Origin of the sequence: Pseudomonas sp. M5 (genome assembly GCF_016907075.1) — a bacterium.
Lineage (GTDB): Bacteria > Pseudomonadota > Gammaproteobacteria > Pseudomonadales > Pseudomonadaceae > Aquipseudomonas > Aquipseudomonas putida_E.
The window spans coordinates 1-12,591 of sequence record NZ_JAFBBH010000001.1 but is presented as its reverse complement, the minus strand read 5'-3'; the positions used below and the strand labels follow the sequence as shown (position 1 = coordinate 12,591).

The window sequence follows — 12,591 nt, the reverse complement described above, 5'->3', positions numbered from 1 at the left end:
GGGGCCCGCTCAGGCAAACAGCTGCAGCAGCACCCACCCCGGCACCAACCCCGCCAGCCCGACCGCCAGCCGCGGCCAATACGGCAACAGCACGACCAGCAGCATTGCCCCCAGCGACATCATCGCCAACCAGGCCACCGGCGCCATGGCCCAGCCCCAGGCCTGGGCACAGAGCAACAGGCTGATCATCAGTGCCAGCCAGCCAGCGCCACGCAGCACCACGCGCAATGGCCGCGGGCAAGCCCGCTGCCATACCTGCTTGTAGTGCCGCTCCAGGCCTTGGCAAAGGCCAAGCATGCCGGCATAGGCGAACAGCGTGCCGCCCGCGATCAGCATCATCATGCGCCTGCCTCCACGCTGCGCCCTGCCTTGCGTGCAAGCGGCGCCGGCTCGGCGTTCTGCACGCGCCACGCCACCACACCGAGCAATACCCCCAGCACCAGTGCGCAAGCTGCCACGCCCAGGCGCAAGGCATCCGCCAGCCCACCGAACAGCCCAAGGCCCATGCACAGCAGTGCCGTCAGTCCCAACTGCTCCACCCACGCCCGGCGCGCAGGCCTGATACCCGCATGCAACAGCGCCAGCAGCCATACACCAAAGAACGCCCGCACCTCCCAGGCTTCGCGCTGTACCAGCTCGACCGGCAGCAGGCGGCTGGCCCAGAGCAAGCCGTCACAGGCCAGCAGCAAACCGGCAACGAAACCGACATTGCACACCTCGGCCACCCGGTACCAACGCCGCGCCGACAACTGCGCGCTGGCGCTGGCGTACTTGCGCCCACGCTTCACGCAAAACAGCACCAGGCCACTGGCGATCATAACGCAGCTGATAACGCCACAAACGAAGTACAACCAACGCATCGGGTACCCGCCAAACTGGGCAAAATGCAGGCCGACCATGACCCGCAGGGTCAAGGGGGCCGCACGCCACTCGGTCACATCGCTGAGCAACTGGCCGCTGACACCATCGAATACCATGGCCTGCCCCTTGGACAGGGCGATGCGGTTACCCAGTTCAGGGCGGACCTCGATACGTGCCCCGGCAGTGTTGGGATTGCGGATATTGAAACCGGCTATGGGCCCCAAGCGTGCCTGCGCCTGGGCCAGTAGCGGTACCACATCGGCCAGCTCCGCGGGCTGCCTGGCCATGCCCCTTGGCTGCTCCAGGCGGGCGTTGCCCTGGGCCTTGAAGTAGGCCCGGTTGTCCCCGGCGAACAGCGCATCGACACCTGCAGGAATGTAGATGAGCATGAAGATCACCAGCCCGGTGTAGGTGATCATCAGGTGGAACGGCAGCAACAGCACTGCACTGGCGTTGTGAAAGTCCAGCCAGGAGCGCTGGCCCTTGTTCGGCCGGAAAGTGAAGAACTCCTTGAAGATCTTCTTGTGGATGACAATGCCGGTGACAAGCGCCGCCAGCATCACCAGCGCCAGTGCACCGACCACGAAGATGCCCCAGTTGCGCGGCAGGTCGAGGGTGAAATGGAAGCGGAAAAAGAAATTGCCGCCGACACTGTCGCGTACCTCGATGGCCTCGCCCGTCTGCGGGTCGAGCTGTACGCCGCCGCCATGGCGCCGCTCACCGGTAGACACCCGCAGCCCGGGCGAACGATCGGTGGGCAGGCTGACGCCCCAGTTGCCGGCCTGCGGCTCATGGGCTTGCAGGTAGGCAATGGCGCGCCGCGCTGCATCGGCCTGGGTCACTTCACTGGCCGGGATTTCCGGCTGCATCCAGTGGTTAAGCTCTTTGTCGAACACCGCCAGGGTGCCGGTGACGAAGATGGCGAACAGCAGCCAGCCGAAGATCAGCCCGCCCCAGGTGTGCAGCCAGGCCATCGATTGAGTGAAGGTGTTCTTCATGCCAGCCACTCCAGCGCCTGAGGCCAGAAGCCGATCAACGCCAGGGGCGCAGCCAGGGCCAGCGGTAGCCAGGCGCGCACCGCGTCACGGCTGGCAAAGGCCCATAGGATGGCTGCGGTGTAGAAAATGAAGGCCGGCAGGGTCGCGACGATGACTGCATCGGCAGGTGACAGCGGCAATAGCCGGGCCAGGCAGGCGCTGGCGGCATAGGTAAGCGCGTAGCCGCCCAACAGCGCGGCGCTGCTGCGCGAGAGGATCTGCAACCAGGCGGTCTTAGTGTTCATTGGGGTATTTCCTGGTAGTCACATCGAGGCAAGCCCGCTCCCCAGGTACGCCACTGCGCTTGCGCCCGTGGGGTATCTGCAGGAGCGGGCTTGCCCCGCGAATGGGCCGCAGCGCGGCCCCAGTATCAGAACGAGATATTCAAGGAAGCAAACACCGCACGTCCCGGCTGGTTGTAGGTGTTGGCACCCGAGCTGCTGGCATTGCCACCGCGATAGATCTGCTTGTCGAACACGTTGTTCACGCCCACCCGCACGTCATAGTTGGCGTTGAACTTGTACCCGGTGCTGACATCCACCAGCCCGTAAGCCTCGACATCCTGCTGCGCCTCGGCGTCGTAGCTCTCCTCGGTGCGGTAGTTGTAGGTCGGCGACTTCTGCTTGCCGTAGTAGGTACCGGCCACCTGGAACGAAAGCTTGTCGGTGGCGCGCCAGTCCAGGGTGCTGTTGACCGTGTATTCGGGGATCACCGACAGCGGCTCGCCCGTCTCGCGGTTGTCGTTGTCGAGCATCCAGGTCAGGTTGGTGTTCCAGTCCAGTACCGGGGTCAGTTCGACGAACAGGTTGCCCTCGATGCCTTCCACACGTGCCTCGCCGGCGTTCTCCCACTGGGTCACGCGGCGGCCGCTGTTGATGGTGTGTCCCGTCCTGAATAAGGTTTACACCTCCCATCCCGAATTTCCGGAGAGTCAGATGGAACAAGGTGTAAAGCGCACACAGCGTGATTACTCGCTGTCTTTTAAATTGGCGGTGGTTGATCAGATTGAAAAAGGCGAACTGACCTACAAGCAGGCCCAGGTGCGGTACGGCATCCAGGGGCGGTCGACGGTTCTGGTATGGTTGCGTAAGCACGGTCGGCAGGATTGGAGCCAGGGGGCCTCGATCCGCGACGAGAGGAGCTGCGCGATGTCTGACCCCAAAACGCTCACTCCAGAGCAGCGGATCAAAGAGCTTGAGCAGCAGCTTGAGCTGATGAGCCAGAAGGCCCAGTTCTTTGAAACTGTCGTTGATGTTCTGAAAAATGACTATGGTGTCTCGATCGTAAAAAAGCGATCCGGCAAGTCCTCTCGCAAGGTCAAGTCGCAGGACTGAGCATTGCCAGGGCTTGTCAGTTTCTAGGTATCAGTCGACAGGCTTACTACAAACGTAATCGAGCTGCCGATGACAAAGAACGCCAGGCAGACCAGGTGGTTGAGTTTGTACGGCAAGTCCGGATGCGCCAGCCTCGTCTAGGCACACGCAAGCTGCACTATCTGCTGCATTGCCAACCTGACAGACGATTCCAGGTCGGCCGAGATAGGCTGTTCCAGGTCTTGGGAGAGCGCCGTTTGCTAGTGCTGCCTAAGCGGGCCTACCACAAGACAACACAGAGCTTTCATCGCTTCTACCGCCATCCCAACTTACTCAAGCCCGGCCCAAGCCAGGTCGTTCCGACAAGGCCGGAGCACGTCTGGGTTGCCGACATCACTTACCTGCCCGCACGTAACGGGCCGCTGTACCTGAGCCTGGTAACGGATGCGTACTCCAGGAAAATTGTTGGCCACCACGTCCATGAAAGCCTGCACGCCGAGTCAGTAGCGCAAGCCTTCAGGCAGGCTTTACGAAAGCGAGGTCGTCGCCAGCCATTGGTCCACCATTCGGATCGAGGAATCCAATATTGCTCAGCGCTATACCAGTCACTGCATCAACGGCACGGCGTTCAGTGCTCCATGACTGATGGGTATGACTGTTACCAGAACGCGCTGGCCGAGCGAGTCAATGGAATCCTCAAGATGGAACTTCTGTTGAGCAGCCCTGAAGATCTGGAGCAAGCGAGACAGATGGTTGACGAGGCAGTGCAGATTTACAACACAGAACGGCCTCATATGGCCCTGAAAAACAAAACGCCCGATGCGGTGCATCGGGCGTTTGAGGCCTGTCGGCCTACCTGAGCTGGTGTAAACCTATTTCAGGACTAGACAGTGTAAAGCACATCGGTGTCACCGATGATCTTGTTCTTGTAATCGTTGCGGAAGTACGTCGCGCTGGTACGCCAGGTGCCGCGGTCGTACAACAGGCCGATTTCCTTGTTGACGCTGATTTCCGGCTTGAGGTCGGCATTGCCCTGCAGGTAGCAGCCCCCGGAGTTGCTCTGCTGCACACTGCAGCCGTTGCCGCGGCTGTAGAGCAGGTAGTTGGGGTTGGACTGATACAGGTTCGGCACCTTGTAGGCCCGCGCGATACCGCCCTTGACCGACAGCGCATCGGTCAGCTTGTGCGACAGGTTGAGGCTGGGGCTGAAGTTGTCGCCAAAGGTTTCGTGGTGGTCGAAGCGCAGGCCCGGGGTGACGGTGGTGTCGCCCAGCACAATGTTGTCCTCGACGAACAACGCGTAGCTCTTGGCGGTCATCTTCGAGTTGCTGCGGTCGAAGCCACTGATGACGTCACTGCCACCGCCGCTGGGGTCGAAGCTCTGGGGGCGGAACGAGCCCTGGTCGTTGAGCGATTCGTACAGGTACTCACCGCCCAGGGTCAGCACATGTTCAGTACTGCCCATGGCAAACGGCAGGTTCACTTCGCTGCTCAGACGAGTGTTGCGCAGCCGCGACATGGCTGCACCGCTGTCGTTGATCGCACCTTCCGGGCCACCGGCCAGGCCTTCGTTGAGACGCCAGTTGCGTACGTATTCGTAAGCCAGGCTGGTCTTGCTGGTGCCCCAGCTAAAATCGCCAAGGTGGGTCAGGTCATAGGTGTTGCGCTGCATGACATTGGTCTCGTGGCCATACAGGCTGGAGATCAGGTCGACATTGCTGCCACCGTTGCTGTTCATGGTATCGCCGGCATAGAGGTTGCCCTGGCGGCTGTAACCGGCGCTGGCTTCAAGGCGGTGCTCGTCGTTGAGCCGCCAGCTCAGCAGGCCGTTGATGTCCTTGTTGCGCACGCCCTCACGACCGGCGACCAGCGCGCTGTTGGCGTGGTCGGCGTTGATGTCCAGGTCGTCGGCGTCGGTCTTGGCCAGGCCACCGTACAAACGGAAACCGAGGTTGTCGGTAAGCCCACCGCTGAGGTTGAAGTTGGCACGACGGCTGACACCCTCTGCGCTGTCTTGCGGCATTTGCGTGAACAGGTTGAGGCTGCCCTTGAACGCCTCGGTGGGCCGCTTGGTGATGATGTTCACCACCCCGCCCATGGCGCCCGAGCCGTAGCGCGCCGCCGCGGGGCCGCGCAGGATTTCGATGCGCTCGACCGCCTCGGCCGGCACCCAGTTGGTTTCGCCGCGGGTGTCGCGGTCGCCGTTCCAGCCGTAGCGCACGGCGTTGCGCGCGCTGGACGGTTTGCCGTCGATGAGGATCAGGGTGTTCTCCGGGCCCATGCCGCGCAGGTCGATCTGTCGGTTGTTGCCACGCGCACCACTGGCGCTGTTGCCGGTCAGGTTGACCCCCGGCTCCCGACGGATGATGTCGGACAGGTCGTTGGCCGGCGGGCGACGCTTGATGTCTTCTTCAGTGATGATCGACGAACCCAGCGCCTGTCGTGCCTCGCGCTCTGCAGTGACCAGAGTGTCCTGGATCACCAGTGCGTCGTCGGCCACCGGCATTTCCAGCACCTCACCAGGGCTGCGCTCCACTGTTTCAGCGGCGGTCGCCATCATGGCCGGTGACGCCAACGCGACAAACGCCAGGGCCAGGCTGTTGGGTGAAGTTCTGCACTGCATTGACACATCTCCTGCGATGGGTAAGCGAAGGGCACATCCCTGCCAGGAAGCCGGAAGGCCCGCGCCCACCGGCCTCGCAAACACTATTCGGGGGCCAACAGGGTTGGTAAATATAGTTATTCTCAAATGGGTTTAAATCTTATTTACGAAACTTACATGTTTGCACCGGAACTTTTCCGACGCGTAGCCAGCCCGTGTACAGTCACTTTTGCCCCTCTCCCCTGAGATGAGACAGCGTTTCCATGCTCCCAGCCGCTCTAATCTTCCTGTTCACCCTGACCCTGGTCATCTGGCAGCCCAAAGGCCTCGGCGTTGGCTGGAGCGCCACACTCGGCGCCGTGCTGGCCCTGGTGTTCGGCGTGGTATCGCTGCATGACATCCCCACGGTATGGGCCATCATCTGGAACGCCACCGCCACATTCATCGCCCTGATCGTCATCAGCCTGCTGCTGGACGAAGCGGGCTTTTTCGAATGGGCGGCGCTGCATGTGGCGCGCTGGGCGCGAGGGGACGGGCGCCGCCTGTTCGCCTTCATGGTGCTGCTGGGCGCGGCGGTGTCGGCGCTGTTCGCCAATGACGGCGCGGCGCTGATCCTCACCCCGATCGTCATGTCGATGCTGCTGGCGCTGCGCGTCTCCCCGGCGGCGACCCTGGCCTTCGTCATGGGTGCAGGCTTCATCGCCGACACCGCCAGCCTGCCACTGGTGGTATCCAACCTGGTGAACATCGTCTCGGCGGACTACTTCGATCTGGGGTTCAACGCCTATGCCGCGGTGATGGTGCCGGTGAACCTGGTAGCAGTGGCAGCCACGCTACTGGTGCTGTGGCTGTATTTTCGCCGCGACATTGCGCTGCGCTATGCCACCGAGGACCTCAAGGTGCCGGCCATGGCCGTGCGCGACCGCGCAACGTTCCGTGTCGGCTGGGCGGTGCTGCTGGCATTGCTGGCCAGCCTGTTCGTGCTCGAGCCCATGGGCATTCCGGTCAGTGCCGTGGCCGCAGCCTGCGCGGCGGTACTGTTCGCCGTTGCCGCCCGGGGCCATGTGATCTCCACCCGCCGCGTGCTGCGCGAGGCACCGTGGCAGATCGTGGTGTTTTCGTTGGGGATGTACCTGGTGGTCTACGGCTTGCGCAATGCCGGCCTCACCGACTCGCTCGGCAATGTGCTGAGCTGGCTGGCCGGGCACGGGCTATGGGCAGCCTCGCTGGGTACCGGGCTGATTGCGGCGCTGCTGTCGTCGGTCATGAACAACATGCCCAGCGTGCTGATCGGGGCGCTGTCGATTCATGCCAGCGAGGCGCAGGGTGTGGTGCGCGAAGCGATGATCTATGCCAACGTGATCGGCTGCGACCTGGGGCCGAAGATCACCCCGATCGGCAGCCTGGCCACGCTGTTGTGGCTGCATGTGCTGGCGCGCAAGGGCGTGACCATCGGCTGGGGGTATTACTTCAAGGTTGGGGTGTTGTTGACTGTGCCGGTGTTGCTGGTGACCTTGGCAGCGTTGGCGGTGCGCCTGAGCCTTTGAAAACGCCGCAGGCCACTGCCCTGTATTCGACCGTGAGGTGAGTGACCTCATGTACAGGCGTCAATGCAGCCCGAACGTCATCGGCAGAGAGCACCTCTGGGCCATGCACACTGACGATGGCAGCATGCGCTTGAGGCCCCACTTTCCAAACATGCAGGTCGGTGATCTGAAAATCGCCGGCTTGGCCAAGCAACTCCCTGATTTCTTCGGCGACAGGGTTATCGGTCTTATCAAGCAATACGGCCGCAGTATCCTTCATCAGCAACCACGCCCAGCGTGCAATCACAACAGCGCCAATGATCCCCATGACCGGATCGAGCCATATCCAGCCAAGGTATCTACCGGCCAGCAGCGCGACGATCGCCATGACCGACGTGACCGCATCGGCGAGCACATGGAGGTAAGCCGACCGCAAGTTGTTATCTCCATGCGAATGGGTGTGATGCCCATGCGAATGGCTGTGATCATGACCGCCGCCGGCCAGAAGAAGGGCGCTGATGATATTGACCAGCAAACCAACGATCGCAATCAGGGTCGCCATCCCGAACTGCACTTGGGTAGGCTGAAATAGTCGCAGAACCGACTCGATACCGATGCCTAACGAGACAAAACCAAGAATCAACGCAGAAGCGAACCCTCCAAGGTCACCCACTTTACCGGTGCCAAAGCTGTAGGCAGCACTTGCCGAATGCTTGCGGGCGTAAGCATAGGCCGCAGCGGCAATCCCCAGCGCGCCCGCATGGGTTGCCATATGGAAACCATCTGCCAAAAGCGCCATCGATCCCGTGACATAGCCTGCGGCAATCTCACCGACCATCATCACCACGGTGAGCATCACTACCCACAATGTTCGTTTGGCATTGTCATCGTGGGCGGTGCCCAAGAAGTTGTGGCTATGTTCGAAATCAGTCGTGCTCATGGCCTGCTCACTTTGAATACCGCCGAATCGGCATCGAATGGGTCTTCAACGTTTTGTGCGCGCTCCAGTTAGGTCAGACCTTTCCCCCCTTGGTTGCCCTTCAGTGTGCAACAAGAATGGCACTCAACCAGAAGCTGACGGAAAAGTAATGTCGGGCTCAGCTTGCTGACAGCGCCCGGTAGCTAGCCTGAACCCGAGACCAGCGCCTATCAGGCGGAGTGAGAGCTCAATTGAAACGGGATGGTTGCCCAAGTCGCAGCCTGGATATCAGTGATCTACCTGACTGGACGCAACGGCATGCAAAGCAAAACCACGAGACGCTCATTCGTCACGGGCCTCGCTGCTACCGGACTACTGGGTGGGCTGGGCATGTGGCGCACGCCGGTCTGGGCCGTGACCAGCCCTGGCCAACCCAACGTACTGACCGGCACCGATTTTGACCTGTACATCGGTGAGCTCCCGGTGAACATTACCGGCGCAGCGCGTACGGCAATGGCCATCAACGGCTCGCTGCCGGGACCGATTCTTCGCTGGCGAGAGGGCGACACAGTCACGCTGCGCGTGCGCAATCGCTTGAAACAGGATACGTCCATCCACTGGCACGGGATCATTCTGCCGGCAAACATGGACGGCGTACCGGGCCTGAGCTTCCATGGCATCGCCCCGGATGGCATGTATGAATACAGGTTCAAGGTTCACCAGAACGGCACCTACTGGTACCACAGCCACTCGGGCTTGCAGGAGCAGATCGGTGTTTACGGTGCGCTAGTGATCGATGCGAAGGATCCAGAGCCTTTCACCTACGACCGTGACTACGTCGTCATGCTCAGCGACTGGACCGACGCAGATCCGGCGCAGGTCATGTCCAAGCTCAAAAAACAGTCGGACTACTACAACTTCCACAAGCGGACGGTTGGCGATTTCGTCGATGACGTGAGTGAGAAAGGCTGGTCTGGCGCTGTAGCCGATCGGAAGATGTGGGCTGAGATGAAGATGAGCCCAACCGATCTTGCTGACGTGAGTGGGTATACCTACACCTACCTCATGAACGGCAAGGCGCCCAATGACAATTGGACTGGAATATTCAAGCCAGGCGAGAAAATCCGGCTGCGCTTTATCAACGGCTCCGCCATGACCTATTTCGACGTGCGTATACCCGGCTTGAAGATGACGGTCGTCGCAGCCGACGGGCAGTACGTCAAGCCTGTGTCGATCGATGAATTCCGCATCGCGGTTGCCGAAACCTACGATGTCATTGTCGAGCCTGAAAACGAGCAGGCTTACACCCTCTTTGCCCAATCCATGGATCGCACTGGCTATTCCAGAGGCACCCTGGCTGTTCGCGAGGGCATGCAAGGCCCGGTGCCTGCTTTAGACCCAAGGCCTTTGATCTCCATGAGCGACATGGGGATGGACCACGGCAACATGGCCGGCATGGAGCACAACAATATGGCGGGTATGGACCATGACAGCATGGCCGGCATGAATCACGGCAGCATGACGACTGGCAGTGCCATGCAAAGCCATCCCGCCTCGGAAACAAACAACCCGCTGGTCGACATGCAGACCATGACCCCGACGCCCAAGCTGAACGACCCAGGAATCGGGCTTCGTGACAATGGCCGTCGTGTGCTCACTTATTCGGATTTGCGAAGCACCTTCATCGACCCGGATGGCCGTGAACCGGGCCGGACTATCGAACTGCACCTCACCGGCCATATGGAAAAGTTCGCCTGGTCGTTCGACGGCATCAAGTTCTCTGATGCCCAGCCGCTGCGGCTCAAATACGGCGAGCGCCTGCGCATCACCTTGGTCAACGACACCATGATGACTCACCCCATCCACCTGCACGGCATGTGGAGCGACCTGGAGGATGAGAATGGCAACTTCATGGTCCGAAAGCACACGATCGATATGCCTCCCGGCGCGAAACGAAGCTATCGGGTAACCGCCGATGCGCTAGGGCGTTGGGCCTATCACTGCCACCTCATGTACCACATGGAAACGGGCATGTTCCGAGAAGTGCGCGTAGACGAATGAACAGGAGAGACGAGATGAGCAAACCAATGAAACGAAGCGCCTTTTTCCTCAGTGCCGCGATGGTCGGCCTGCTCGCGGTTTATCCACCAACTTCCTGGTCCAGTGAGCATCATGATCAGCACACGCAAAAGTCGCCCGATGCAGCGCAGCCGAACGCGTCAAAGAGCAAGCAAGCCCATGGCATGAACCATGAAGGCATGGACCACGGTGCCATGGAAGGTATGGACCATCATTCGATGGAGGGCATGGACCACAGCAAAATGATGGAATCACAGGGTAGCGACAAAGCCAAGGCAGGGAAAAATGGCCAATAGCGTTGTACGACCATCGTTGCTGACATTGAGCGTTTTTCTCGGCGTGCTGGGCGTTTCGCCCAGCATCGCCGCTGAAATGGATCATTCCGGGATGGATCACTCGGCAATGGGCCACAGCCAGCCTAAAGCCAAACCCGCCTCAATGGACCACAGCAAGATGGCCCCTACAAGCATGAAGGACATGGACCATGATGCGATGGATCATTCCAACATGAAACACGGGGAGGCCGATTCGCCTGCCTCGACCAGCCGCACGCCGATCCCCGTGCTGACGGACGCCGACCGCCAGGCTGCCTTCCCCCCGCTCGACGGGCACAAAATGGATGACAGCGGGATCAACGGGTTTTTCTTGCTGGACCAGCTGGAATACCAAAACGCCGATGAAGGCAGCACGCTTGCCTGGGACGCATCAGGATGGGTGGGCGGCGACGTCAACCGGCTCTGGATTCGCGCGGAGGGCGAGCGCACCAACGGGGTAACTGAAGATGCGCAGCTGCAGCTCCTGTACGGCCGCTCGATCAGCCCATGGTGGGATGTGGTCGCCGGTCTGCGGCAGGACTTCCAACCCCAATCGCCCCAGACCTGGGCAGCATTCGGTATCCAGGGCATGGCGCTGTACGATTTCGAGGCGCAAGCGACGGCTTTCATAGGTGAGAACGGTCAGACTGCGGCCCGCCTGGAAGGTGAGTACGACATTCTGCTGACCAATCGTTTGATCCTTCAGCCAACCGCTGAGGCCAACTTCTATGGCAAGAACGATCTGCAACGCGGGGTCGGCACTGGCCTGGCCAACACCGAAGTCGGACTGCGCTTACGGTACGAAATTGTCCGCCAGTTTGCACCCTACATAGGCGTTACCTGGAGTCGTTCCTACGGCAAAACCGCCGACTTCATCCGTGATGAAGGCGGGGACGTGAACGAAGCGCGCTTCGTTGCCGGCATTCGCATGTGGTTTTGAGAACTCGACATGAAAAGAACAATTACAACGCTGTTGTCGATAGGTGCCGTAGGTAGCGCGGCAGTTCTGGGCTCGGCCTACTTCGGTCTCGTGAACGTAGGCGCGGATGATCCGCACTTCCCGGCTGTCCATGCGTTTTTGGCCATGGCGCGTGATCGCTCGATCGAAGTTCGAGCACGCAACATCAAGGTGCCGAATTTGAAAGACCCCGCTCTGGTCAAGGCCGGAGCAGGTAACTACAACGCCATGTGTATCGGTTGCCATCTCGCTCCAGGCCTGCAGAAAACTGAACTCAGCCAAGCGCTATACCCAGCACCTGCCAACCTCAGCAAGAGCGGCGTAAGCGGCGGCCCCGCAACTGCGTTCTGGATAATCAAGCACGGTATCAAGGCCACCGGCATGCCAGCATGGGGCAAAAGCATGGAAGACCAGTACATCTGGGGGATCGTCGCCTTTCTGGATAAGCTCCCGCAACTCAATGCCGAGGAGTACCAAGCGATGGTCGCCTCCAGTGGCGGCCACCAGCATGGCGGTGGCGAGAGCGATATGCATGACCATGAAGGTCAACACGGCAGTGCCAAGTCCGAACAAGGTACCCGTGAGGCCACAACGGGCCATGGCATGGCTGAGGAAGGTCATGACCGTGGAAGTGCGCATTCAGAACCGGTGTCTCTCACGGAGCACCACGGCGGCCACCAGGCCGCTGAGGCACCTTCAGACCATCGAACAGGCCATTCCTCCAAAAACCATGTGCATGAAGACGGGAAGGCGCACACCCAGGTCAAGTAAACACACCGCCCCCGGCTGAGCACCTGTGCGGCCATACTGAGCGCCCCAGCAGCCTAAGCTGACGCCCTCTCTATTGATGTGCACCGGGACGCGAGTTGCGGTTGCTTGCAGGAAATGGATAGCACACCTGGAAGCAAACGACTTCTTGGTCGTTGACCACGTTGAAGCTGTCTAACCAGATCGCCAGCGCAAACCCTTTAAAGGATGGACC

At 60.6% G+C, this 12,591-nt stretch carries 10 protein-coding genes and 3 pseudogenes; 7 read left to right on the top strand and 6 right to left on the bottom strand.

Annotation, left to right across the window (positions count from 1 at the left end; genetic code table 11):
- Window positions 1-9: 9 nt before the first annotated feature.
- The 4 genes and pseudogenes from JOE27_RS00060 to JOE27_RS00045 all read right to left on the bottom strand — a co-directional run.
- Entirely contained in the window at window positions 10-342 is a 333-nt protein-coding gene (locus JOE27_RS00060; protein ID WP_046787912.1) for a DUF3325 domain-containing protein, read from the bottom strand.
- Entirely contained in the window at window positions 339-1,859 is a 1,521-nt protein-coding gene (locus tag JOE27_RS00055) for a PepSY-associated TM helix domain-containing protein (protein ID WP_204917496.1), read from the bottom strand. Before JOE27_RS00055 ends, JOE27_RS00060 begins: the two co-directional genes overlap by 4 nt.
- On the bottom strand, window positions 1,856-2,143 hold the full coding sequence (locus JOE27_RS00050) for an iron transporter (RefSeq protein ID WP_161871180.1): 288 nt from the start codon (window positions 2,141-2,143) through the stop codon (window positions 1,856-1,858). Before JOE27_RS00050 ends, JOE27_RS00055 begins: the two co-directional genes overlap by 4 nt.
- 125 nt (window positions 2,144-2,268) lie before the next feature.
- Window positions 2,269-2,781, bottom strand: a pseudogene (locus JOE27_RS00045) (TonB-dependent receptor); the annotation flags it as partial.
- A gap of 52 nt (window positions 2,782-2,833) precedes the next feature.
- Here JOE27_RS00045 and JOE27_RS00040 point away from each other — a divergent pair.
- Window positions 2,834-4,071, top strand: a protein-coding gene (locus JOE27_RS00040; RefSeq protein WP_125924402.1) for an IS3 family transposase whose coding sequence is annotated in 2 segments (ribosomal slippage) — window positions 2,834-3,182 and window positions 3,182-4,071 — 1,239 coding nt in all. Because the reading frame shifts where the segments join, the coding sequence is not laid out codon by codon here.
- A gap of 26 nt (window positions 4,072-4,097) precedes the next feature.
- Here the strand turns inward: JOE27_RS00040 and JOE27_RS00035 are convergent.
- Window positions 4,098-5,834 (bottom strand): annotated as a pseudogene (locus JOE27_RS00035) (FepA family TonB-dependent siderophore receptor); the annotation flags it as partial.
- A gap of 242 nt (window positions 5,835-6,076) precedes the next feature.
- Between JOE27_RS00035 and JOE27_RS00030 the strand changes: the two are divergent.
- Window positions 6,077-7,360 (top strand): arsenic transporter, encoded by a 1,284-nt coding sequence (locus JOE27_RS00030; RefSeq protein ID WP_196914193.1) that lies wholly within the window; start codon window positions 6,077-6,079, stop codon window positions 7,358-7,360.
- Here JOE27_RS00030 and dmeF read toward each other — a convergent pair.
- The gene (gene dmeF, locus JOE27_RS00025; RefSeq protein WP_204917493.1) at window positions 7,284-8,279 is read right to left on the bottom strand and encodes a CDF family Co(II)/Ni(II) efflux transporter DmeF; all 996 of its coding nucleotides are present in this window, start codon (window positions 8,277-8,279) and stop codon (window positions 7,284-7,286) included. The two genes, JOE27_RS00030 and dmeF, sit on opposite strands and share 77 nt — an antisense overlap.
- A gap of 297 nt (window positions 8,280-8,576) precedes the next feature.
- Between dmeF and JOE27_RS00020 the strand changes: the two genes are divergently transcribed.
- The 5 genes and pseudogenes from JOE27_RS00020 to JOE27_RS24725 form a co-directional block, all read left to right on the top strand.
- Entirely contained in the window at window positions 8,577-10,319 is a 1,743-nt protein-coding gene (locus JOE27_RS00020; RefSeq protein WP_119689139.1) for a copper resistance system multicopper oxidase, read from the top strand.
- A 14-nt stretch (window positions 10,320-10,333) separates the two neighbouring features.
- The gene (locus tag JOE27_RS00015; RefSeq protein ID WP_182445270.1) at window positions 10,334-10,633 is read left to right on the top strand and encodes a hypothetical protein; all 300 of its coding nucleotides are present in this window, start codon (window positions 10,334-10,336) and stop codon (window positions 10,631-10,633) included.
- Window positions 10,623-11,591: a copper resistance protein B gene (locus JOE27_RS00010; RefSeq protein WP_119688587.1), complete on the top strand. Its 969-nt coding sequence runs from the start codon at window positions 10,623-10,625 to the stop codon at window positions 11,589-11,591. Before JOE27_RS00015 ends, JOE27_RS00010 begins: the two co-directional genes overlap by 11 nt.
- A 9-nt stretch (window positions 11,592-11,600) precedes the next feature.
- The gene (locus tag JOE27_RS00005) at window positions 11,601-12,380 is read left to right on the top strand and encodes a cytochrome c (RefSeq protein WP_204917485.1); all 780 of its coding nucleotides are present in this window, start codon (window positions 11,601-11,603) and stop codon (window positions 12,378-12,380) included.
- 15 nt (window positions 12,381-12,395) lie between these two features.
- Window positions 12,396-12,549, top strand: a pseudogene (locus tag JOE27_RS24725) (DUF411 domain-containing protein); the annotation flags it as partial.
- Window positions 12,550-12,591 lie beyond the last annotated feature (42 nt).